Genomic DNA, 23,858 nt, shown 5'->3' with positions numbered 1-23,858 from the left:
GGGCGCGGCCGTCGGACTTCGCGCAGGCGTTGTTCGATCTGGGTGCGACGCTCTGCACACCACGGCAACCTGCCTGCGCCGTCTGTCCGTGGCGGGATGGCTGTGCCGGGCTGGCCGAAGGTATTGCCGCGACGCTGCCGCGACGCGCCGCGAAGACGGCACGACCGGCGCGGCACGGCGTCACCTTTTGCGTGATCGACCGCCATGGCGGTGTGCTGCTGCGCCGCCGACCCGACCAGGGCCTGTTGGGCGGGATGACGGAACTGCCAGGCACGGACTGGCGCGACGGGGCCTGGTCCGCCGAAGAGGCGCTTCAGGCCACTGGCCTTCCCAAAGGTCATACATTGCCGCCGCTTGCCGCGTGGACGCATGCGGGTTCGGTCGGACACGTGTTCAGCCATTTCAGCCTGACACTCGAGATTTTTTGCGTCCGTGTCCCGACGATCCGCGTTGTGTCGAACGACGAGCATGTGTGCCCGCCCGACCGCCTGGCGCGCGCGGCGTTGCCGTCGGTGATGCGCAAGGCCCTGGCGCTCGCCATGGGTGGCGGGGCGCCGGGACACGCGGCGGACGATGGACACACACAGCACAGGAAACGGCGGGTATCAGCATGACGACGTCTGGCAGCGATGCCGAAGGCTACTGGCTGTATGATTGGTTCGGCCGCTTTCTCGATCACGACCCGGGCCCGGACCGACTGGTGGCGCGACCATGCGCGATCGCACGCGGGGGGCGGCCCGGCCTCTCGCTCGTCGGGCTGAGCGCACGCACGGCCGTCGGCGACCCTGTGCGGCTGGTCAAGCGCGTGACGGCGCCGATGCCCCTGCCGACATTGTGCAGCGAAGCATCCGGCCGGGGTGGTATCGCGCTGCGCGTCACCGACCGCGACGGTCCGTTCGCCGCGTTTCACAATCGCATGCTGACCGCCACCGATGACGGCCAGGTGCGACACCGTGCACAGGCCATCCGAGGCTGGGAGATGTTCCTGCCGCTGACGCCGGTCGAAGCGATGGGTCTGGAACGTCTGATGGACGCAGACACGATGGCGGTGTCGCGCCCGAACGGCGAGGCCGTCGTCGGAGATCGCGCGCGACGGCAGGACTTCACGCTGGTCGTGGCCGGGCGGGACGTGCCGGTCGTGCCCAACCTCGACGCCCTTCGCCAGCTCGGCGCTCTCGAACCAGGGGGGGGCGTCAGCCTAACGCTTCAAACACGTGATAGTCCGCTGCGCCTCGATGCCGCTCTGACCGACCTTACGAACAGGACGAACGATGCGCTATCTTTTTGATCCCGCCAGCGCGGCCCAGCCCTATGGCCACGGGAAATGCGGCGTGCTTCTGGTCAATCTCGGCACACCGGACGCCGCGAGTGTCGAGTCCGTGCGACGCTATCTTGGCGAGTTCCTGTCCGATACGCGGGTGATCGAGACCAGCAAGCTGATCTGGCAGCCCATCCTTCGGGGGATCGTCCTTCGCACGCGGCCGGCCAAAAGTCTGGAGGCTTACAGGCGCATCTGGAACGAGGATCGCGATGAAAGCCCGTTGCGCACCTACACCCGGGCGCAGGCCGAATTGCTGTCGGCGCGTCTGGCGGCCGATGGCGTCCCCGTCGCCTGGGCCATGCGCTATGGCGCTCCGTCATTGGGCGACGCCATCGCGACGCTGATGCGACAGGGCTGTGAGCGGATCGTGTCAATCCCGCTCTATCCGCAATACAGCGCCACGACGACCGCCACCGCCAACGACCAGGCCTTCCGCGCCCTGATGCGCCTGCGCCGTCAGCCCGCGTTTCGCACAGCGCCGAGTTTTCCCGACGACCCACTCTATATCCGTGCGCTGGCCGACAGCGTGCGCGACCATGTCGCGACACTGCCGACCCGGCCCGATCTGATCGTGGCCTCGTTCCACGGCTTGCCGGTGCAGTATGTGAAAGCGGGTGATCCGTACGACGCCGAATGCCGACGGACCATGGTCGCGCTGCGGGCGGCCCTGTCACTGGACGAGGCGCAGCTGCCTCTGACGTTCCAGTCGCGGTTCGGGCCGACCAAATGGCTTCAGCCCTACACCGCCCCGTTTGTGGAGGCGCTTCCCAAGCGCGGCATCCGGTCGGTCAGCGTCATCATGCCAGGGTTTCTGGCCGACTGTATCGAGACACTTGACGAAATCGGGAACGAATTGCGCCATGCGTTCGTGGCCGCCGGCGGCGAACAGCTGTCGCTCGTGCCCTGCCTGAACGACCAGCCGGCGCTGATCGATCTGCTCGAGGCTCTGGCGCGCCGCGAACTCGGCGGCTGGCTGGGCGCCTGAGTCGGCGTCTTCGGCGCGGAACCCGCGCGGCCGTATGGCCAATACGAAAACGCCTGACCCGCACCGGGCGGAGTCAGGCGTTGGGGGACGTTACAGGATCAGAATTGCGTTTTCTGGTCGGGGCCGCCCGGAGTGGGCTGCGCGGCTGCCGGGGCCGTGCTGTTTGCTGGTGTGTCCGGGTTGGTCGAGTGCTCGACGTCGTAGGCCGTTGCCTTCTCGGCATAGGAGCCCTTTGCGCCGGGATGCTCCTTGTCATAAAGCGCCGCTTTCGACCGCGCCTGCTGACGATATTTGTGTCGTGTATACATGCCGACCACGCAGCCACTCGCCGCGCCCAGGACGCCGTGATGCACGACATGACCACCGACCGCGCCGGCCGCGCCATATTTCAGGCACCCGCCTGGTTCCGCCTGGGCGACACCCGCACCGGTCAGCAACGAGAACCCGAGCCCCAGGGCCATCAGCTTCTTCATAATCGCAATCCATCCTGTTCGTCCGGCCGGAAACCGATCCGACCGGAACCCTAGACATAGTTTGACATCGCGGCGTTATTAGGGCGCGATGTCGAACTCCGTTTGTCTTTACGCGATGGCGGCCGTGGCCACCGTGTCCTGCTCCGCCCGATAGGGGCCGGCGGCCAGAACCTCGATCGCCAACATGCTCACCGCGCTCTGCTCGCGCTCGGGCAGCGGCAGGGTGGCGTTACCGGTCGTCCAGCGGCACGCGCCGCCTTCAAGCCCATGCCAGCCGGACAGGCCCGCATCGGTCAGATGGCACGTGATGTCCTGTGCGGTGTCAGGAGTGAACAGGCACACCTTGCCGATCAGAACGCCGAGCGAGCGGCGATCGTCGACGAACGGTCCCACGGTGTCGCTCGGGCGGCTGCTGCGCGACACCAACCGGGCCACTTTCATGGTGCTAGGCGCCATGAACATGACATGGCCGCCAGTACGACGAACCGGACGCAGGATGCGGCCATTGTCACCGACGATATGAAGGTCGGCGTCGTCGGTGACGGCCGGCTGCGTGTGCTGTGCCTCGATCCCGGCCTCGATCGCGCGCTGTTCGAACTGACGGAACAGGGGCTCGACAAAGGCGCGGCTGACATCCAGCGGCACCGCCGCGTCCGATGCCCACGTCTTTGCGACAGGGTGAAGAGCGACAACCGTATCGGAGCCGAAGCCGACATGATGGCCGGTGTCCAGATAGCTCTCGGTCAGAACGCCATTGGCCATGATGACCGCATGGTGTTCCACCTCGACATGGAAGTAATCATACACCGAGAACGTGGTGTCATAGGCAATCGAACGCTCGTTAACGAGCATGCGCACCGGCACGAAGCGCCCGTTCAGGAACAGGCAATGTTCGGCCGTCACCAGCAGGTCGCGTGCGGGAATGCCGTCGGCGATCGCACCGGCGCGAATGCGAACCGGGTAGTCAGCGTCCTCGCGCGCCATGTTGCCACGCACATAGGCCGTGCTGCGCGCAGCGCGCACGACGGTAAGAACCGTCTCTTCGCCCGATGCAGGATCGAAGCCTGAAATCTCGTCACCGGCGCAAAGGGTCTCGACAGCTACTTCCCCCTTGGGGGTACGGATCATGGAACCCGCGAGGAAGCAGGCGTTCGCGCCCGATACGTCCCAGCTTCCATCGCTGTTCTTGGTGATCGTCAGCGTGCCGCTGGTGCCCGACGGGGTGCTGGCGAACGACACCTTTGTCAGTTTGATCCCGTTACCAAAAATATCGAAAGCAATATTGACGGTGTAGGTGCCGTCACCATTGCTGGTCCACGTCGCCGTCTGGGGCGCGGCACTGCCGCGCTCGAGCGTGATGACAGTGTTGGCGTTATAGCCCGTAATCGGTGCCGCGATAGTCTGGTCATAATCGGACAACACAATGTGGTTGGCCGTACCATCGACGTTGATGGTGCCGCCGACCTGTGCGTCGTTGAGGAAAATGGTCGCATTGTTGCGCAGGTCCGTCGTCAGCTTGGGGCCAAGCTGCACCATCGCCGATGCGCTGCCGAACGACGCATTGTCGATGATCAGGACACCCGAACCGGTCACGCTGTCGCTGCTCGTGGTCACTGTCGTGTTCGTGATGTGCAGCGTACCGTTGACTGTCGGAGCGTTGCCCAGAGCGACAGTGCCGGTCGTATTGATGTCCAACGTGCCGTTTGCTGCGACGGTCAGCGATTCAACAGAAAAGACCGTTCCGCTTACGTTGGGGCCTAAAACGTCCAGCGTCGCGTAGGAGCCGACCTGCAGAGAACTTAACTGCGTCGATTCAAGCGAGCTGTGCGCGGCATCCGCAACGTAGTTGACGATGACCGATGCGGAATGGGTGCCAGCGATCGTGACAGCGTCGGAGGGGTATGCTTGCGGGACAAAATTGCTCTGGAGCTGATTGTTGATCCAGACACCCTGAGGATCGCTCCAGTTGGACGAATCCCACCAGCTATTACCGCTCGCTCCACCGACCCAAGAAATAGTCATCATGCACCCTTTGCCGCCCGATTACCCGACAAGCGTTAGAAATTTAAAAACAGGCAGCTTGTAGGGGTAAGGTTTGCCCAAATGCAAGGGCCAAGTGACCATTCTATCATAATCCAATTTAGGATAGATGATTGATTTTGCTGATTTTTAGCGGGAATAAGGGCCAGATTCCGATTTGTCTTTTTTTTAAAAACGGTACTTGTTGCACCTTGGATCGTGCGGAACGACCAAATGGTCAACTTCACCATGCTGTGAAATTGATGTCGTTAAATCTGAATTGTGGGAAAAATCGTCTGGTCGGAGTGAGAGGATTCGAACCTCCGGCCCCTGCGTCCCGAACACAGTGCTCTACCAGGCTGAGCTACACTCCGACGATGGATGGGGGCTATACCGAAACCGCGCCGTGGGCGCAAGGGGCTAACACGCATCCATCGGCAATGGCGTGGTCGATCACAGGCGATCGACCACCGTCCTCCCCCCAGCCGGACGGATTGTTTCCAGACGCGCCAGAACAGACGCGACGGAGGGGACCACGTCGACCAGCGTTGCGGCACTCGGGTCGGCGAAACCTTCCTCGATCGCGCGGTTCAGCGCCCCCTGTAGCTGATCGGCCCAGCCGGCGACATCGACGAGAAAGATCGGCTTGGCGTGCAACCCGAGCTGCCGCCATGTCAGGATCTCCATCATCTCGTCGAACGTGCCCAGACCGCCCGGCATGATGACGAAGACATCCGCCTCGGCGAACATAAGTGTCTTGCGCGCATGCATCGAGTCCGTGACGACAAGATCGAGCACCCCTTCGTGCATCACTTCACGTGCCTTGAGAAATTCCGGGATCACGCCCAGAACGCGGCCTCCGGCCGAAAGCGTCGCGTCCGCGACCGCCCCCATCAGGCCCACGTAGCCGCCACCATACACCAGACGCATGCCGCGGGCGGCCAGACCCTGTCCCAGTTCCATCGCGGCATCGCGATAGATGGGGCGTGCGCCGAAGCGCGAACCGCAAAAGACAGCAACAGACAGGCTCATACGGGGTTCCCTCTCGCGGCTATCGGGAACGGATGGCGTCCCGGCCTCCCAAGAGTGTCTGGCCGGGATGGCGCAGGCAAGACCGGAATCAGCCGGGAGGCCGCCGGGATGGCAGACGCCACCGCAGCACGATCAGCATGGCGACACCGATGGCGCACAGAACGGCGCACACGCCGAACAGGGGGTCGTATCCCACGCTCTGAATCACCAGTCCCAGCAGCGGGCCCGACAGGCCGAGCGCCACGTCGAAAAACACCGCGAACGCCCCCAGGGCCGCGCCACGGTTTTCAGGCCCGACCCGCGCCACGGCATCGACGCCCAGAGCCGGAAACACCAGCGACAATCCGGCGCCCGTCAGCCCGGTCGCAAGGCCGGCGAGAAAACTGGTGGGTGCAAGCCATAAGGCGCCGAGGCCCATCGTCTCGACCGTCAGTGACACCAGCGCCACGGCGCTGCCGCCCCGTCGATTGATCTCGCGTGAAAAGACCAGCCGCACCGCGACGAAACTGGCGCCAAAGATGCTCAGCGCCGCGGCGGCCCCATTCCAGTTGTGGGCGGTGTAATACAGCGCCAGACAGGACGAGATCGCGCCGAAACCCAACGAACCGAGGGCAAGGACCGTGCCGTAGGGCAACACGCGCAACAGCACGCGCGCGAAGGGAATCGGCGGCGCGGGCTCGGCCACGCGCACGACTGGCGGGAAGCCGCGGCACAGGCCCAGTCCCACGAGGCCGACCAGCACCGACACCATGCCCAGCGTCGTCACGCCGCCCATCAGGCCGGGCAAGAGCGCCATGACCGCCCCCAGTGGCGCCCCGAGGGCGATGCCGCCATAGGAACAAATCCCGTTCCATGAAATGACCTGCGCCGTTCGGGCCGGGCCCGCGCGCTCGATATTCCACACCATGACGCCGATCGAAATCAGGCTTTCGGCCAGTCCCAGCAGAAGCCGACTGCCGAGCAGCGTGGCCAGAGACAGCCAGGGGATATGCTGCACCAGACCCGAGATCGTCGTCAGCACGCCCGACAGGACGGTGGCGACAAGACCTGCCAGCACGCTTTGCTTGGCACCGGTCCGGTCGACCATCCGGCCCGTCCACGAACGGACGGCGAACGTCGCAAGGTACTGGAGCGAGACGGCAAAGCCCGCAAGGATCGTCGAAAAGCCCAGTCGGGAGTGGACAAAGATCGGTATCACGGCCATCGGCAGGCCGATCACGATGTTCGACATCAAGGTGAAGACGACCACCGACATGACACGGAGTCCGGAGAGCGAGGCCGGCATCCGAAGGGCAAGCATGACTGACACATCCTCCGTCGCTTCGCGCGCGGGGGACGCTCACGCGAGACGCACTGTTCTTGGGGGTAGGGTCAACCCTTGCCAGCCTTGAGGGCCGCTGTCGATGGCCGGGATGCTCACGCCTCCGGGAGTCGAGTGCGCGGCCCACATGATCTGGACCCGACGACCGACCACCGGACAGCCTCTAGTCCGCCCAGCGCACCCCGGTCATATCTTCCGACACCGACCACAGACGCGCGCCGGTGACGGGATCGTCCGCTCCGGGCGGCAACGGCGCCGGGCCGGGTGCACCAAGCCGCTCGCCGCTGCCCTGCGGCCCGTAATAGCTACCGTCGCGTGCCGCCGGGTCGAGGGCCGCGTACAGCGTCGGCCAAGTGCCCTCCTCCGGCCCCTGCCCCAATGCGCCGAAGACGGCACGGGCCAAAGTCTTGCGCATATCCGCGAACCAGCCGCTACGTCCAATCATCGGGCCGTTGTCGATGATATCGGTCAGCGCCCAGCCCGGATGTGCCGCTCGGGCGTGCACGCCCAGGCCCGACTGGCGGGACCGTCGCGCGAGTTCGAGAGAGAACACCAGATTGGCGCGCTTGCTCTGCCGGTAGCGTCCGAAGGCGCTGTAGCTGTGCCGGGCGTTGAGGTCGCCCCAGGGCAGAACGCCTTTCCACGCCGCCAGACTGGCCACGGTGACGACGGTCCCTCCCCCGGCCGCTCGCTGCAGCGCAGGCATCAGCAGACCGGTCAGGGCGAAATGGCCCAGATGATTGGTTCCGAACTGCAGTTCGAACCCGTCCTGCGTTTCCTGGCGCGAAGGGGGCGCCATCACGCCGGCATTGTTGACCAGAACATCAACCGGCGCACCGGCGACGAGTGTCGTCTCGGCGAACGCACGCACGGAGGCAAGCGAGGCGAGATCGAGTTTACGGAACGTGAAGACGCCATCGGGCGCGTGATGGCGGAGAAATCCCAGCGCATGCTCGCCCTTGGCGGCGCTGCGGCCCGCCAGTGTCACGTGTAGCCCAAGGCGCGCCAACCCCAGTGCCGTCCAGAGCCCAAGGCCGCCGGTCGCCCCGGTGACGATGGCCCGCGCGCCCTTGCGATGGGGAAGACTCTCAGGTGACCAGCCACCATGCGCGTTCATGCGGGCGTTCCTTTTCCGGTTGTCCGCGCCCGGAGGCGCGCTCAGCGCCCCGTCGCGTGGGGCTCCGTCTCGTCAGCAAAGCCGCCATGGCGTTTGTCGTCCTCCTTGGCAGCGACCATCGCCTCGCGTGTCAGGCGCTCTTCATTGCGTTTGAGGAACAGGAAGCCGCCCCCCAGCACGATGACCGCGACCGCTCCCACCGCGATACCGATCGGTCCGGACAATGCCAGAACACGATGGCCGAGATAGTACGTCGCCAGCGAATAGCCCCCGGCCCAGCAGATGCCACCCAGGGCATTGAAGAACAGGAACGTGTGCCACGGCATCCGGTTCGCGCCGGCCAGCAGCGCGACGAACACGCGCAGAACGGCGATAAAACGGCCGAAGAACACCACCTGACCGCCATGACGCCGAAACAGATAGCGACCCAGCACCAGCCGCTCGGGCGTCAGACGCACTTTGCCGCCATACTTGCGCAACATGCGAAAGCCGACCGCGCGCCCGATCAGATAGCCGAAATTGTCGCCCATGATCGCCCCGACTACGGCGGCAGCGGCCACCCACTCGATCTGCAGGCGGTGGGTCGCCGCGCAGTAAAGCGAGGTCGTGATGATCAGGCTTTCGGCCGGCAGCGGCAGACCCATGCTTTCCAGCATCACAACCACCGCCACGACGCCATAGCCATATTCCGCCAGAAGGTGATTGAAAAAATCGAGCAGGGTCGCAATCCTCGCGTCAACGATAACGGTGCCATCCGCAGGCGCCGATGGGCAGAACCTGCCGAGGAACCGCTTGCGCGCTGCCCTGTCAAGTCACGCCCGTCGCAACGTCTGTGAAGGCCGCGCGTTTTCCGCCACGCTTACGGGATCCTCGTTTATGTCCGCACCCCCCTTCCCCGCGCCTCGCAACCGGACGCCGACGCCCTGCGGCACGTGGCGTTCGTCCGTGACCGCGGACATGGTTGCCGGACGCGGCGCACGCCTTGCGGACCTGCGCGTCGACGGTGGCGATGTGCTGTGGCTCGAATCCCGGCCCTCGGAAAACGGGCGCACGACCGCGCTGCGATGGCGCGAGGGCACGATGGTGTCCGAGCTCACGCCCCAGCCGTTCGACATCGGCACGCGTGTGCATGAATATGGCGGCGGCGCCTACGCGGTGCGGGACGGTGTCGTGGTCGCCAGCAACCGGAGCGACGGCTTTTTGTGGGTCTTCGCACCCGGGGCGGCGCCGCGCGTTCTGTGTGCCGTCGACGGGCTGCGCTTTGCCGACCTTGTGTTTCTGCCCGATGGGACGACGGTGCTGGCCATCAGGGAGGATCATCGCAGCCCGGGCGAGCCACGCGCGGCGATCGTGGCCTTTTCCCTGACGGATACATCCGATGCCGCCGCGAACCCGGGCCAGGTCCTGATCGAGGGGCCGGATTTTCTGGCCGCCCCGCGCCCTGACCCGGCCGGCCGTTCGCTCGCCTGGGTCGCGTGGAACCATCCGTCTATGCCGTGGGAGCGGACGACCCTGATGCGTGCGCGGCTGACGCGCGACGACGCGGGCAGGCTATCGCTCGATCAACCGGTGAGCGTTGCCGAAGACGGTTCGACCATAGCGCCCGTGTGGGACGGCGAGCGGCTGATCGCCTGTTCCGACGCCGGCGGGTGGTGGACGCCGGTCGCTTATGACGCGCGAGCGCATGCCCTGACCTCGCTCGAGGCCGAGATCGGCGGCCCGGCGTGGCAATTCGGCGAGACGTGGGTCGCACCTCTGGGGGAGGGCCGTTATCTGGCGCTGGCGATCGAGGCAGGTGTCGCCCGGTGTGTCCTGATCGATCGGGACGGCGTCAGCCGGGATGTAAGGCTTGGCCATCCGGCCGGCTGTCCGTTGCCGCTGGGCGATGGATCGGGGCGGTTCGCCTGGATCGACGCGCCCCCCGACGCCCTGCCCGCTGTCGCGATCGGCCGACCGGACGCGCCGATCACCCGGCTGACCACATCCGCGGACGATAATGCCCTCGACCCGGAGGCGGTGGCACGGGCCGTGCCGATCCGCTTCGAGGGACCGGCGGGTGAAGCGTATGCGCTGTTCTATCCGCCCACCAGCCCCGATGCCTGCGTGCCCGAAGGCGAGAAACCGCCGCTGGTGGTGATGATCCATGGCGGCCCCACGGCGCGGGCCGACACGGCACTTTCGTTCAAGGTGCAGTGGTGGACATCGCGCGGTTTTGCCGTGGTGGACGTCAATTATGCCGGCTCGACCGGGTTCGGACGCCGCTTTCGGCAGGCGCTGGACGGCCAGTGGGGCGAGCGCGACGTGGCCGACTGTATCGCCGCGTGCCGTGATCTGGTGTCGCGCGGCTGGGTCGATCCCGCACGCATCGTCATTCGCGGCAGCAGCGCGGGCGGCCTGACGGTGCTCAACGCGCTGGCGGCGCCGGGGTCGCCCTTTGCCGCGGGCACGTCGCTGTATGGTGTGACCGACCTGTCGCTGCTGGCGCGCGACACCCACAAGTTCGAGGCCCGCTATCTGGACACGCTCGTCGGTCCGTGGCCCGAGGCCCGCGCAACGTATGAGGCGCGCTCGCCGTGTCACCATCCTGAGGCCATCGGGTCCCCGGTCCTGTTTCTGCATGGTCAGGAGGATCTGGTCGTGCCGATCGCACAGGCGCACGCCATGGCGGCGGGCCTTCGTCGACATGGTGTGGCCGCGGCCATGGTCGCGTTCGCCGGCGAGCGGCACGGCTTTCGCTCTGGCGCCACATTGCGGACGGTCTTTGAGACGGAACTGGCGTTCTATGGTGCCGTGCTGGGGTTTACCCCGCCCGGGGTCGCGGAGGTGCCGATCCCGTTCCTTCCCTGACCGGCCTGTCGCGGGCGCTTTCAGTCGTCGTCCTGTTCCTGCATCTCCATCAGGGCGCCCTCGGGCGTGCGTGCCGGAACGTCGATCGGCACGGAGGAGACGTGCGGGCCCGGGCCTAGCTGGCCCACCACACGAAACGCCACCGCCACGGCGGCCAGGCCGAACACGCTGACGCCCGCCGCCTGCCCGATCATCACGCCCAGCGGTCCGTAGTGCAGCCCCAGGGCGACGAACGGTATGGTGCCGAGCGTCGCCCGCCCCCAGTTGAACCACGTCGAATACAGGGGATGGCCCAGATTGTTGAACGCGCTGTTGGCGACGAACAACATGCCGACGAACAGGTAACTGGCCACCGTCCAGTTGCAGAACAGACGAACGATCGCGATGCCGACGCCGTGGACGGCAAACACCGCAATGACGGCGGACTGGCCCAACGCCAGAATGATCCAGGCAAGGCCCACGCACCCGGCCACCATCCACAACGAGACACGGAGCACCTGACGCGTACGGCCGATCAGGCCCGCGCCCAGATTTTGCGACATGATCGGCCCGACCGAGCCCGTCAGCGCGAACACGAAGGCGAACATCACGGGCACGATACGCTCGACCGTCGCCTGGCCGGCCACCGCGTCGGTGCCGAACCGTGCCATCGCGTTGGTCACGTAGGCACCCGCGACCGGGGTTGCGAGGTTGGTGAGGATTGCCGGGCCTGCCACGACGCCCACAGGCCGGGCATGGCGTGGAATGTCCGTCCAGCCGGGCCAGCGGAGCATGTCGTGCGGTCTAAGCCCGCGATAGCCGAGCATCATCGTCAGGGCACGGGAGATGACGGTGCTGATGGCCGCACCCATGAGGTCGAGATGCAGCCCGAAGATCATCACCGGGTCGAGACAGGCCGACATCATAGCCCCGGCGAGCGTGACGTTCATCGACCGTCGCGCATCGCCGCTTGTGCGCATCAGGGCCGAAAACCCCATGCCGAGCGCCACCAGCGGCAGCGCCGGCGAGACGACGTGCAGAAACCCCGCCGCCTGTCGGAGCGTCTCGCCCCGCGCGCCGATGAGCGCCAGAAGTGGGGTGGAGAACACAGCCGTCAGGCACCCCAGCGCGAGGGAGACAAGCGTCATCACGATCAGGAACGACGATGCGGTCAGGCGCACCGCGTCGTGCTGGCGTGCACCGATCTGGCGCCCTACCGCCGCGCCGAGGCCGATCGTCATGCCGATCGAGACGGCGATCTGCAGATAGCCCAGCGCGCCGGCGAAGCCGATGGCCGCGGTCAGTTCCGGCCGGTGCAGCCACGAAATATACGTGAAATTCAGCAGGTCGACGAGAAATACGGCCATCAGGCCGATGGTCCCGGTCCCCGCCATCACAATCACATGCCGCCTGATATCGCCGGTGCAGAAATGCGCCTGACGTGGCGTCGGGGGTGTCGTCACGCGCGCTCCCAACTCTTGCTCTGACCCGCCATCCTACCAGAACCGATCCGACCCGACGATGGCCGAACGTGGGCTTTTCACGCCCATCCAGTCACGGTCGGACGATGATCATCACCACGATCAGGATCATCAGAAGCGTCGGCACCTCGTTGGCGAGGCGATAGAAGCGTGCCGACCGGGTGTTGCGATCGTCGGCGAAGGCGCGGCGCCAGCGGGCGCAGGCACCGTGGAAAGCGAACATGCCGATCACGCCGGCCAGCTTGGCGTGCCACCAGCCGGCGGACCAGTCGATCAGCCCCGGTGTCGCCGCCAGCGCCGCGCCACAGGCGAACGCCACCACCATGGCGGGGTTGATGATCGCGCGTAGCAGACGGCGCTCCATCACCTTGAACCGCTCGCTCTCTGTCGAGCCGGGCGCGGTCTCACAATGATAAACGAAGAGCCGCGGCAGGTAGAACAGGCCGCTCATCCACGCGATGACGGCGATCACGTGCAGGGCAAGGATCCATCGAGCCCAAGGCAGAAGCACGATCATGCCGCCTGCCGACGTTGGGCGCACAACCGGTGCAGAAGCGGGGCGAACGCGTCCGGGTGGGTGATGCGATGCAGGTCGGGCCATGTCTTTGCCCAGACCGGGACCGGTTCGGCGGCGGCGCGGAGCAGGACGCAGGTCATTCCCGCAGCGTGCGCGGCCGCCAGCCCGGTGTCGGAATCCTCGAGCACGACGCAGGCGTCGGGCGGAACCTGTTCCTGTCGCGCGGCGTGGAGGAACACGTTCGGCGCGGGCTTGGGGGCGCCCATGTCACGTGCGGAGTGGGTTCGCCCGTCCAGGGCACCGGCGAAACGCACGCGCTCGAACTTGGCGGCCATTTCCGCCATGGAACTGTTCGAGCCGACACGCACCGGCAGACCCATGGCGATGACGGCCGCCACCATTGCCTCGGCCCCGTCGATGGCGCGGGCCTCCTGGCCCATCAGTTCCACCAATTGTTCCTGGATTTTGGCTACCCAGTCGTCCGGAAGGGCGATGGTTCCGCTGCCGTTCAGGCGTTCGCGGATTTCGGTCAGTGACATGCCGGCGAAATCCAGTGCGCGTTCATCGTCGAGGTCCCCTCCCCGGCCGCGCACATCGCGGGCGATCAGACGGCAGGACGGACCCTCGCTGTCGATCAACACACCGTCGCAATCGAAGATCACGAGGCGCGGTGTCGGCTTCGTCGTCATCAGACCGCTCGTACTGCCTCGACCAAGGCGCCCACATGTTCGGGCGGTGTCTGGGGTACCACGCCATGACCCAGATTGAAGACGAACGGCAATCCGCGCATCGAATCCCGCAGGGCCTTGGCTTCATGCACCATGACGTCGCCGCCTTCGACGACCAGAAGCGGATCCAGATTGCCCTGCACCCCGACATGGGGGGGAATCAGGCTGGTGGCCATGCGCATGTCCGCCCCGGTGTCGATAGCGACGACGTTCACTCCGGTTTCACGTGCGTATTCGCCGATCATGACGCCTCCCAGACGTGGGAAGCCGACAATGCGCACGTTGGGATGGCGGCGGTTGATTTCCGCCACGATGGCGCGGGTCGGCGCGATGACATAACGGCGGAACAGGGTGGGCGGCAAAAGGCCAGCCCAACTGTCGAACAGCATCACGGCTTCGGCCCCGGCCTCGATCTGGGCACAGAGCATGTCGGCGGTGGTGCGTGTCAGGAGGTCGATCAGCCGGTCGAACAGGGCCGGATCGCGATAGGCCATGGAGCGTGTGGCCGGGAATTCCCGTGCGCCGCCCCCATCGACCATGTAGCACGCGACCGTGAAGGGCGAGCCGGCGAATCCCAGCAACGTCACCGCCCCCCCCTTGGCCGCGCCGATGGAGCCGTCACCGTCCAGTGTCGCGCGCAGGCGTGCCAGGGCTTCCATCACCGGTGCGGTCCTTTCGGGCACACGCGCAGCGTCGAGCCGGTCGAGATCGGTGGCCGACCGGATCGGCGGCAGCACCGGGCCCCGCCCTTCGATGAACTCCAGCGATTGGCCCAGCGCCCAGGGAAGGATCAGGATGTCGGAAAACAGGATCGCGCCGTCCATCGCGAAGCGACGAATGGGCTGGAGCGTGATCTCGGTGGCGATATCGGGGGTCAGGCATCGCGTCAGGAAATCGGCCTTTTCCCGCAGTGCCCGGAACTCCGGTAGGTAGCGGCCGGCCTGTCGCATCAGCCATAGTGGCGGCGGCCAGACGGATTCGCCGTTGAGGACGCGCAGCAGCGGCTTGTCGGAGATCGGCATGGTCGGTGCTTTCCCGTCTGGTCTGAATGAGTGCCGACGGTCCTACAGGAAAGCGGCGCGTTCGTCATCGCCCCGAACCTGACCCTCTCCCTTTCAAAAAGAAAAGAAGAAAGAAAAGGAGAGGATGATCGTTGTTCCCTGTGGGCAGTGTGGTACCCGGGTTTCCGAAAATGTACCCCGTTTTTCCCCGCCTGTGTACAGATGCTGGCGCGTTGATACAGAAAGGTTTTTACGTGTTATCCCGTTTTTCCCCAACCGAGGCTGTGTACAACTCACACCGCTGACGTGCGCGTCTGTTATGCACGGTACTCGGTACGGGTGGCGTCGGTCAGGCGTACTGTCCCCATGTACCCCAGTACTCGCGACAGTACTCACGGGCCTGATGGCGGGTTTCAACATGGCCGGGAGGCGATCGACTCGATGAACGACGATTCTGTAGTACTAAAGGCGACTCCAGTACTGGGGTCGTACCCGCCAGTCCTGCTGGCGAGTCAATCGGAAATCCGTCGGCATCTCCTTCAGGCCGCTGGAATTGCCGTCCGCGTGCGGTCCTCGGGCGTCGATGAGGACATGATCAAGCGCATGTGCAGGGAGCAGGGGGCTGGCGTCGATGAGACGGCGTGCGCGCTGGCCGAGGCGAAGGCACGGGCTGTTGCGTCTTCGGATGGAACTCTTGTCATCGGGGCGGACCAGATTCTGGCGCTCGGCGAACAACGGTTCGACAAGCCTGCGGATCGCGCTCAGGCGCGTCGGCATCTGCTGGCCCTGCGGGGGCGGACGCATCACCTGCATACCGCGATTGTCGTTTGCCGGGGGACCGACGTACTCTGGCGTCACGTCGCGCGGCCGTCGCTGAGGATGAGGTCATTTTCAGACGCGTGTCTGGACGCTTATCTGGCGATGGAGGGAGACGCCGTGTTGGCCAGTGTCGGGGCCTATCGTCTGGAAGGACCGGGTGTCCATCTGTTCGAGGCGATCGAGGGCGACCATAGCGCGATCCTGGGCCTGCCGATGTTGCCCCTGCTTGCCGCGCTGCGCGATCTTCATGCCGCGCCGATCTGAATTTTCCGGCTTGTCAGCCATCGCGTCCGTCGCTATACCCCGCCAACACGCGTCGGGAATACCCAAACCCGGGGCTTCGGTGGGGCCATAGCTCAGTTGGGAGAGCGCCTGAATGGCATTCAGGAGGTCGTCGGTTCGATTCCGATTGGCTCCACCAGTAAATTCCCAAGATATTCGATAAATAAAATAAAGTCTAAGACCGATCACAATCGTGTCCCAGACAGCCACCGCTGAACAGGGAACTGGTTTTTCTTCGGCCGGCGACTGTGATCGGGCGAGACTGGTTCCTGCGGGCAGCGCAACAGGATCGCCTGTGGCGCGACAGCGGATTCGTCAGCGGCGGCGGGCACGCCAAAAACCTTCCCTGTGCTATTGTGAATGCGGGGATCCGTCAGCGCGGCATTCGCCGTCTTGCGAGCATGCGCACCGAGCGCGATGAGCTTCAGTTCGACATAGGATCCGGAGATGACGCGTTGCGCGTCTCCGTCGTTCCCCCGCTCGAAAAAAATCCCTGCGTGGGGACGTCAGCGTAACGCTCCATGATCGGTGAGGATTTCGATCTCGATTCGCAAGTCTGTTCGCGCGAAGAGAGGCAGGCCGAGCCACGCCGGGATTGCATCGTCCTGGCGATTGACCGGAAGGTCGTAGGTTGTGCCGTGATCCGTCTGGCGTGGGTCGGAGGGTAGGGCCTCGTAGAAAAAATCTCCCACGCGTGTGATCACGGGCATTATCTGTTGGAGAAACAGCGACCGCGTCTGCCGACGGGGATCGGTGATTCGAAGGACGCGGGTCGAGCCACTCAGGGGTAAATAGAGATACGCTTCGAGGGTGTCGGCGGACACGTGTGTGCCATCGTCGTTCCATGCTCTGAGAGATGCCTGCAGGCGGGTACGGTCTGTTTCGGTGATCAGGACTGACCCCTGCACGCGGTGCGACGTGTCTTCATACCAGAGAATGGAGTCGGGGAGGCCGGCGTCCGTATTGAGCTCGATCGCGGCGCGTTGCCGCGTCGCCCGGCAGTTGCCGGTGGTGATCAACTGGCGGCGGGGCGCCCCGGGCCGGTCGCGCCAGTAACGCTGCGAGAGCGGCTGGGAGCGAAGGCCGCTGCTGCTGCCGTGCGTCAGGATTTGTGTCAGGCGCAACGGCGGTGGTGCGTCGACGGGAATGGTGGGACTGGCGGCCGCATGCAGAAGATCGAGCAGGGCGCGGCCATTTCCGGTGACCACGAGGGCAGTATTCAGATCGTGCCGGTCGCGCTGGAACCATTTCAACGCGCTGATGTGGTCGGGCAGCCGGGGGGGCATGGCAAGAAGTTCGGCCAGCGTGATTGCTCGGTGGTGATGCCACAGCACGCGGCACAAGTGCGTGTAGCGTCCGCTGCCATACGCCTCGAACAGGGTTGGCGGCAGGCACTCTTCGAGGGCCATTAGGGCGTGGGATTCACTGCGGCATGTGTCCAGCACGCGGCCGAGTTGGACCAGGTCGTCATGGCGGTCGAACACCACGGCCCAGTCCTCGGTCGTCGCGAACAGGCCTTCGATCTGTGTGGCGGAATAGCGCTCGATGCCGAAGACGTCGCGCATGAAGTCACGTGCTTCCGCCGCCAGTTGCAAGCCTTTCCAGGCCCATGTGCCACCGTGCGGCACCGTGCCGGAATCGACGTCGATATCTGGATTGTAGTTTCGCTCGCAGCCGATGGGAACGCGTGCGCGTAGGGGTAGCAGGGCAATCGCTGCGTCTATATTGACCGGTCGCACGAACAGGCTGTTCGAAGCCATGGTACAAAAATAATCGAAGGTTCCGAAAACCGTCTTCGCATGTTGAAAGGATTCGGAATGTCCCAGAAGAAGACTGATACCCCACTTTGAGCGTTCTATGCTGCCGTTGAAAAGCGATATCCGGGTATGTTGGGCAAAATGTGACGGCGGAATGGTGCGTCCGGCAGGAAAATTCACGACCAGTCGGCATGATTCTGAGGAATAAGACAGAAAATTGTCGATGTAATCGTCCAGAAATTCATCTGACTCATTGAAATTAGTGGCGAATACGACGCTATCGGGGCCGCGCGTATCGTGAGCGGTGGGAACGAGGGTGTCGGAGGCCAGTACCGTCAGGCCGCGCAGATGCAGACATCCGAGAGCGTCGACGCGTACCCGAAGAAAACGCGCCATACGGGGGGCCGGGAGTACGACCTCAATTCTGAAATCGTGATGATGGTCGGGAATGGTCCAGTCCGTGTGGGCGTAGAGAGGCGTCCAATGGATCCCATCGTCGGAGCCCAGAAGCGAGAACTGTTGCAGGTTCTGTGGATCGAAATGCGTGTTTTCAAGTGTGATGCGGCTGACCGGTCGAGGCGAGAGAAGATCGACGTCACACCATGGGAAATACTCATGCCGTGTATGAAACGCGTAGTCCTGTCCCTGCACCAGCCCACGAGACTCCTGGGTACGGCGGAGTGCCTGGTCTTCCTCGACGCGGGAACTGAGGCGATGAAGCGTGTAGGGAACAACGGTCTCGGTCATCCGGCGGGCGGCTTTCTGGGGCGGTTGGGTCTCTTGAGGACTGAAACTCATGAGAAAGTTGCCGGGCGAGCAAGTCAACCTCGAAACGAGGCGGAAGATGGTGATTGCAATTGCGCGCGCACTATCGTAGCAGAAAAGTAAGCGGTCGGAAAACGGCCGCGTTCTCCCAAAATAGCAGTTTCATTTCAGTCGTCACGGACCATGTCTCATGGGCCGCGGCTTGGCATGTGGTATTCATACATGATTCGACCGAGGCATTCTTCCGGCCTATCCTTATCTCTCGTTCTCTTTCTTATTTCAGCGCCTGCATTTTCACAAAGTACGGCAGCGTCCACAACTCCCGCTCCCCTCGCTTACAAGGATTCTCAGGGTCTCTGGCAACCAACCGCCGTCAGCACGCCGTTGGATGCGAATGGTGTGCCGCTCGTCCCCAGCTACAAAGGTTCGGACGGACAGTGGCATAGTCCTTCGGTGGGCGTTGCGGCCTGTGGCGTGAACGCCTCTGGCGATCCCCTGTTGTGCGAGGCTGCGTCGACGAGTACTTTCATTGCGCGCTCTGCCATGGAGCAGCCGTTGGGTGTGGCGGCTCTGGACGCGTCCGGTCGGGTATATGCGCCGGTCCTGAGTAACGCGCTCGACGTCCTGTCAACCATGACGAGCCAGTCGACGCCGGCGTTGTCGTTTGCGTCCCCGACGACGGATAACGGCAACGTCGTCGGCGCTATCGCCGATGGTTGGGCGAACCCGAATGCTCTGATCCTTGGTGGTCAGTATGGCGAGGATGGGGGCAACGCCAATCGACCCAGCAATACCGGCGCACAGATGATTCTGCGTGGTGTTCCTGATGGTCCCAATGACCTTGGCTGCCTCGATTGCGCGGTCGCGACGGATGTACCCTTTTTTGATTCGCGTGCTGGTCTGAATTCGTCTTTCACAACATCATCCGCGATCGCTGCTTACGGAAGCCTCGACGGTTCGGTTCGATATAGTCAAGCCGGATCGACAACGCCGCGTGTTGTCGTTCAGGGCGTGAGCTATGATGGCAACAGGATCTACATGCCGAACTGCGCGCCGGGGTCGACGGGGACGTGTGTGCCGCTGACCGCGCATCAGATTCGTCAGCTTCACACCAACGAATATTTGACGACCAATAGTCTGGACAGTCACGAGACAACGCACAGCGCCTCACTGTCGGATGCGTCCGGGTCGGTGCGGGGCACCGATACGTATGTAAGCTGGATTACGGCATGGGATCCGGCCGGCACGTATATCGATGTCGCAGGCTGGGGTATCCTGGGTTCCGGGCGCCAGATGGACAGTGGCGAGACACCCCAGGGTCGCACGCTCGATACGGCGTTCAGCCAGTATGCAACGCAGACGATCTTCGTCGGCGTGACGACGCAGAGCCTCGCCCATAATTCGGTGATCAGTTACAACCCCGGTGACAATCCCGACAGCCAGGTTCACACCGTCGCAGGTGATGAAATGGATTTTTGGTATTACGGCACGGACAATGCGCAGGCGCACGTCAACGGGCTTCTGTTGTCGTTTTCGTGCAAGGGGAACGCTGACGCGGGGTCGGGGAACTGCAAATACAATTGGGATAGTAGTAGTTATGCAATCCAGATTAACGGTGTTGGTCTCACGCATGGCATTGAGAACTATATGCCGATGGGATCGGCTGAGTATGAAGGCTACAATATGTTCGTTCCGTCCAATGGCGGAAACGGTGCAAATGTAGGTGACAAACACCTTTTTTTCAATTTCACCAATAAGGTCGATACGGTTGGTGGGACCGGCGGCAATGCCTTGCTGCTTGGAGCATGGGAACAGAGAGAAGATACGAGTGCGACGGGCTGGGCGCACCATTCCGTCAGGCTTGGCCTGAACATCGATGGCACCCCCTCCGTTGCTTCGGGTGTGACCGGCGGCCAGGACGAGGCGCAGATCGCATGGGATTATCCGGGCTATGTAAACGGGTTGTGCCTACTGGGGTATCAGGGTGCTTCGCAGGGGCTTTGCACGGCGGGCGACGGTGAAAGCTATTTTGTGAACGGTGTTCACAACACGAGTTACTTCACCGGGGGATGGTTTTCGTCAGCGGTGCAGGATCTGACGATGTCTCAGATTGAAAATGCATCCCATTCCAACAGCGACTTTACGTATTGTGCCGACTGCCTTGGTGCCTTGTCCACGGCGCCTGGTGCGTATGTCAAACTGACGAACGGGACGTGGACGGACATGAGCGGCGGCCCGATCATCTCCGGCTCTGGCGCGGCGGCACCGACGCTGGTGGCGCGGTCGGGTATGCTATCCCTTGCAAGTGGTACGACGCGCCCGTCGTCGATCTCCATGGCGTCCTTGTGGGGAGCGGATGCACAGACCATTGAGGTCGTCGGCCCGTGGGGGGACGGCTATCTGAAGGCGGCTGGTATTCTGGTGAGTGGAACGACGTCGGCGGCGACGTTCGCCACCGTCACACAGTCGACGACGATGTCGGCGATTATGAGCGCGTCTCATAGCGAAGGCGATCGCGTCTGGTGCCACGATTGCCGTAACGGCGGTCAGGCGGCCCATGCGGGGACCGGACGGTGGGTGTATCTCGACAGTGCGTCGGCGTGGCGCACCGATGACGGCGCCCTAGCACTGGAATAAGGAGAAGGGCACGGACGTTTGCACGTTCGTGCCCGTCCTGAAGGCATCAGGGAGGGGGCATGCCCCCCAAGGCCTCATATTCGGCAGGAATGCCGCAGAAGATCACGGCGTTCTTTGGAACCAGATGGTAGTGTACCTTCTTCCCCCGCGCGATCAGATGGTTGTAGAGCGGGGCGATATAGAGTTCGGGTGCGCTCATCGCCGCGCGCTCGTCAAAAAGGGCGGAGCGGAAGTCGGATGCGCGCCTGAAGTAATACAGGCCGTTCGAGCAAAGATTCGATATTGGTTGCTTTTCGGTTGTTCGTGCGACACGTGGTTCCTGCGCGTCGGGAATCGGTGCGGCATATGACCAGTTAGCGCCCTCTCCCTCGAATACCTCGAGGTATCCGTCCGAGGTTTTGAACCAGTCGTCCTTTGGGTACGAAAAATCGGGACGGAACGTGTCGATATTGAAAATGGTCAGTGCCGTATCGTCGCCGATGCGTGCGTCGATCAGTCCGCATTCGACCGTCTCTGCCTGACCCGCCGTCTCACGGTCCAGAATAACCGTTCGCACGTCTGGGATGCCCAGGGAACGCGTCCGTTCGGCAATAAAGGCTTCGGTGTCGGCGACACTGCGCGCGATGAACAGGAAGGGTTCGCGGTCGAAATACTGTGCGAAACTGCCGACAGCCCGGTCGAAGACGGTCTGGCCGTCAAGCGGCAGCATATATTTTGGGACCGTGTAGCCTACCCGTGTGAAACGGCTCGACAGGCCGGCCATCGGAATGACGATCATGAGCAGTTGTCCTGCAACGTTGCATAAAGACGCAAGGAATTGGCGATGAAGGCGGCCTGACGATCGGGTCGGTCGGCGTGCAGCGGTAGCATCGACAAAAACAGGGCATTCGTGATGGCCTGGGTCACGGTACCGCCGGCGGAAATGCCGTCGACGCATAGTTCGTCGAAGGCATTCCGAAGCCAGACATTTCCGGCCCCCAGGTCGAAGGCAAGTGAGAATTCGTGGCTGGACGGACGATCAAGCGCGTAGCGGCCGGCGATGATATGGTCGTAGAAACCGAAGACGGAATGGCGCATCTTGGCAAGATCGTAGCGTACGTCGCCGAAGATGGATGTCTCGCCCGGGCGTACATAGCCCCGGGGGTCGATGACGGTGATACGGTCGGTGCGCGAGTTATAAAGAATGTTGCTGAAGCAGAAATCGCCGTGCATCACGGTAGTCTGCCGTCCCGAGGCGAGGTCGACGCACGCCACCAGTTCTTCGGCAATCGCGACAAGGGACGGCAGAGCGCGGCCGTTCAGGCGGGTTGGCGCGTTTATGTCGAAGCCGGATTCCCGGGCGTAGCGCTCGAGACGACTGACGGTCTTGTCGATCACCAGTTCGGCCAGAAGGCTGTCGCCGGACTGCCCATCTGTGTTGGCGCAGCAGAGCGAGAGAAAATCTCCGCACGAGCGCATGATTTTGTTCCAGGTCGGTCGTCCGATCGAGGAAAAGACATAGAGTTCGGACAGCGTCGGCGCATATTGGTATTCCGTGGCGTAGAAATACCGCGAGGCCTCGTGCCCTTCCTCCAGCAGTCGTGCGCCGTACGGTTGCAGCCCGGGTGGGATGGCCCGTAGCCAGTGGGTCTCGGCCTGCATTTTGGCAACGTCCTCGCTCGCCTTGCGTACGAAGGTTTTGCCGATATGCAGTGTGTTGAACGCGCGTGCGGTCGTGACGGCACGCCGGGAGTGATAATAGGTCTGCAGATGGCCGAAATCATACCAGGTTGAGACTTCGAACGCACCCAGTTGACGTTCGGCGTTATAGAGGTCGAGGCCCTTGATGAAATCCCCGCGTGCGCGGGTGATCGCACGGATCAGCAACGTGGCATTGCTGAACAGGAACGATCCACACACGATGGGCCGTGAACCGTCGTGACCGTCGCCGGCCTCGATTTCGGTCAGGCCGGTGATGACGCCACCATCGGTATTCACGACGGCCCAGGTGTAATCGTCGCCCTCGGCATGCACCGCGATCTGGTCCGTGGTCCCCGGCGGGAATTCGTCGGTCAGTGTGTCGCCGTGCAGCAGCCTCAGCGCATGGTTCGCCGGGCCGATATAGTTCAGGGCGTAGACGATGGAGTCACCGATCGTCAGTCCTTCGGGCACCGGCAGCAGGTGAACGCCCAGTTCGGCAAGACGCCCCAGATCATGCTCCTGCGGCGTGAAGCTTTCGGGGATCGTCAGGTAGACGGGCCCCGACGCGGCAAGACGCGCGACCTGAAGTTCGTACAGGCGCGCGACGCCGACCGGGAGGAAGGCCGGCGGCAGTTGCCCGAATTCCGAGCTCAGTTCCTGGTCGACATAGGCGCCCGAGGAAATGAGCGTCAGGACGGTGCTGGTCATTTGTCCGCCTCAAGCAGCGCGTGAATTTCCGGGAGCGACAGTTTCAGGAATTCGCGCGGCCGGATCGCCTTGTCGTCGACATAAAAACCGTCCAGACCGCACCAGGCCTTGCCGACATAGATTTCATCGAATGGGATGTCATGGGCGCGCAGCCAGTCGATGATGACCGGGAGGGTATTGGCGTTGATCTTGCCGACGGAATTTTGATAGGTGCGCATGTTGCGCGCGGTGTTGATGACGATCTCGAAACCATCGGCCTTGTAGTCCCGCAGTTTCTCGACAAGCGGCCAGTTGGGCTCCTTGTCTCGGTAGGACCGCTCGGGGTCCGAGACCGTCAATGTATCGTCCAGATCAACAACGAGGCGCTTCATGCGGGGTCGTCCTCTCCT

Annotated in this window: 20 protein-coding genes and 2 tRNA genes; 7 read left to right on the top strand and 15 right to left on the bottom strand. The window is 63.6% G+C overall.

Translation table 11 applies throughout. The features are described from left to right. The 3 genes from HUK82_RS04030 to hemH form a co-directional block, all read left to right on the top strand. A partial coding sequence (locus HUK82_RS04030) for an NUDIX domain-containing protein (protein ID WP_176612715.1) occupies positions 1–614 on the top strand: 614 nt, incomplete at its 5' end. Next, a complete protein-coding gene (locus tag HUK82_RS04025) occupies positions 611–1,288 on the top strand; it encodes a hypothetical protein (protein ID WP_176612714.1) in 678 nt (225 codons plus the stop codon). The genes HUK82_RS04030 and HUK82_RS04025, both read left to right, overlap by 4 nt. Then, complete coding sequence (gene hemH, locus HUK82_RS04020; RefSeq protein ID WP_176612713.1) at positions 1,272–2,306, top strand: ferrochelatase; 1,035 nt, start codon at positions 1,272–1,274, stop codon at positions 2,304–2,306. Before HUK82_RS04025 ends, hemH begins: the two co-directional genes overlap by 17 nt. A gap of 98 nt (positions 2,307–2,404) precedes the next feature. Here hemH and HUK82_RS04015 read toward each other — a convergent pair whose 3' ends face one another. From HUK82_RS04015 to HUK82_RS03985, 7 genes are all read right to left on the bottom strand, one after another. Continuing rightward, positions 2,405–2,779, bottom strand: coding sequence for a hypothetical protein (locus HUK82_RS04015; RefSeq protein WP_176612712.1), 375 nt, complete (start codon positions 2,777–2,779; stop codon positions 2,405–2,407). Between the two features lie 108 nt (positions 2,780–2,887). Then, complete coding sequence (locus HUK82_RS04010; RefSeq protein WP_176612711.1) at positions 2,888–4,804, bottom strand: Hint domain-containing protein; 1,917 nt, start codon at positions 4,802–4,804, stop codon at positions 2,888–2,890. Positions 4,805–5,095: 291 nt separating this feature from the next. After that, positions 5,096–5,172, bottom strand: a tRNA-Pro gene (locus tag HUK82_RS04005). Between the two features lie 79 nt (positions 5,173–5,251). Next, complete coding sequence (locus HUK82_RS04000; RefSeq protein ID WP_176612710.1) at positions 5,252–5,830, bottom strand: LOG family protein; 579 nt, start codon at positions 5,828–5,830, stop codon at positions 5,252–5,254. A gap of 88 nt (positions 5,831–5,918) precedes the next feature. Beyond that, complete coding sequence (locus HUK82_RS03995) at positions 5,919–7,130, bottom strand: MFS transporter (RefSeq protein WP_246495245.1); 1,212 nt, start codon at positions 7,128–7,130, stop codon at positions 5,919–5,921. 184 nt (positions 7,131–7,314) lie between these two features. Then, on the bottom strand, positions 7,315–8,268 hold the full coding sequence (locus tag HUK82_RS03990; protein ID WP_176612709.1) for an SDR family oxidoreductase: 954 nt from the start codon (positions 8,266–8,268) through the stop codon (positions 7,315–7,317). A gap of 41 nt (positions 8,269–8,309) precedes the next feature. Next, on the bottom strand, positions 8,310–8,924 hold the full coding sequence (locus HUK82_RS03985) for a DedA family protein (RefSeq protein WP_176612718.1): 615 nt from the start codon (positions 8,922–8,924) through the stop codon (positions 8,310–8,312). Positions 8,925–9,144: 220 nt separating this feature from the next. Here HUK82_RS03985 and HUK82_RS03980 point away from each other — a divergent pair, with 220 nt between their 5' ends. Continuing rightward, positions 9,145–11,115 carry a S9 family peptidase gene (locus HUK82_RS03980; RefSeq protein ID WP_176612708.1) on the top strand — a complete coding sequence of 657 codons (1,971 nt, stop codon included), beginning with the start codon at positions 9,145–9,147 and terminating at the stop codon, positions 11,113–11,115. A gap of 20 nt (positions 11,116–11,135) precedes the next feature. Here HUK82_RS03980 and HUK82_RS03975 read toward each other — a convergent pair whose 3' ends face one another. The 4 genes from HUK82_RS03975 to hemE form a co-directional block, all read right to left on the bottom strand. Beyond that, complete coding sequence (locus tag HUK82_RS03975; RefSeq protein WP_373318222.1) at positions 11,136–12,569, bottom strand: MATE family efflux transporter; 1,434 nt, start codon at positions 12,567–12,569, stop codon at positions 11,136–11,138. Between the two features lie 79 nt (positions 12,570–12,648). After that, positions 12,649–13,092, bottom strand: coding sequence for a protoporphyrinogen oxidase HemJ (hemJ, locus tag HUK82_RS03970; protein ID WP_176612707.1), 444 nt, complete (start codon positions 13,090–13,092; stop codon positions 12,649–12,651). Continuing rightward, complete coding sequence (locus HUK82_RS03965) at positions 13,089–13,781, bottom strand: HAD family hydrolase (RefSeq protein WP_176612706.1); 693 nt, start codon at positions 13,779–13,781, stop codon at positions 13,089–13,091. The genes hemJ and HUK82_RS03965 overlap by 4 nt, the downstream gene beginning before the upstream one ends. After that, on the bottom strand, positions 13,781–14,842 hold the full coding sequence (hemE, locus tag HUK82_RS03960; RefSeq protein ID WP_176612705.1) for a uroporphyrinogen decarboxylase: 1,062 nt from the start codon (positions 14,840–14,842) through the stop codon (positions 13,781–13,783). Before hemE ends, HUK82_RS03965 begins: the two co-directional genes overlap by 1 nt. Positions 14,843–15,262: 420 nt before the next feature. Between hemE and HUK82_RS03955 the strand changes: the two genes are divergently transcribed. Both HUK82_RS03955 and HUK82_RS03950 read left to right on the top strand, forming a co-directional pair. Continuing rightward, entirely contained in the window at positions 15,263–15,904 is a 642-nt protein-coding gene (locus HUK82_RS03955; protein ID WP_176612704.1) for a Maf family protein, read from the top strand. An 81-nt stretch (positions 15,905–15,985) separates the two neighbouring features. After that, a tRNA-Ala gene (locus tag HUK82_RS03950) sits at positions 15,986–16,061 on the top strand. Positions 16,062–16,428: 367 nt separating this feature from the next. On the opposite strand, the gene HUK82_RS03945 is transcribed toward HUK82_RS03950, so the two are convergent. Continuing rightward, positions 16,429–18,426, bottom strand: a complete 1,998-nt coding sequence (locus tag HUK82_RS03945) for a discoidin domain-containing protein (protein ID WP_176612703.1) — start codon at positions 18,424–18,426, stop codon at positions 16,429–16,431. A 417-nt stretch (positions 18,427–18,843) separates the two neighbouring features. Between HUK82_RS03945 and HUK82_RS03940 the strand changes: the two genes are divergently transcribed. Next, on the top strand, positions 18,844–21,081 hold the full coding sequence (locus HUK82_RS03940) for a hypothetical protein (protein ID WP_176612702.1): 2,238 nt from the start codon (positions 18,844–18,846) through the stop codon (positions 21,079–21,081). Positions 21,082–21,127: 46 nt separating this feature from the next. On the opposite strand, the gene HUK82_RS03935 is transcribed toward HUK82_RS03940, so the two are convergent. Genes HUK82_RS03935 through HUK82_RS03925 form a run of 3 tightly spaced genes read right to left on the bottom strand, consistent with a single transcriptional unit; the run spans position 21,128 to position 23,840 of the window. Next, positions 21,128–21,859: a glycosyltransferase family 2 protein gene (locus tag HUK82_RS03935; protein ID WP_176612701.1), complete on the bottom strand. Its 732-nt coding sequence runs from the start codon at positions 21,857–21,859 to the stop codon at positions 21,128–21,130. Next, positions 21,856–23,469 carry a phosphotransferase gene (locus tag HUK82_RS03930; RefSeq protein WP_176612700.1) on the bottom strand — a complete coding sequence of 538 codons (1,614 nt, stop codon included), beginning with the start codon at positions 23,467–23,469 and terminating at the stop codon, positions 21,856–21,858. Before HUK82_RS03930 ends, HUK82_RS03935 begins: the two co-directional genes overlap by 4 nt. Then, positions 23,466–23,840, bottom strand: coding sequence for an HAD family hydrolase (locus tag HUK82_RS03925; RefSeq protein ID WP_176612699.1), 375 nt, complete (start codon positions 23,838–23,840; stop codon positions 23,466–23,468). Before HUK82_RS03925 ends, HUK82_RS03930 begins: the two co-directional genes overlap by 4 nt. Between the last annotated feature and the right edge of the window lie 18 nt (positions 23,841–23,858).

Origin of the sequence: Ameyamaea chiangmaiensis (assembly GCF_013376175.1) — a bacterium.
Classification (GTDB): Bacteria; Pseudomonadota; Alphaproteobacteria; order Acetobacterales; family Acetobacteraceae; genus Ameyamaea; species Ameyamaea chiangmaiensis.
This window is presented reverse-complemented; position numbering and strand designations above follow the sequence as displayed.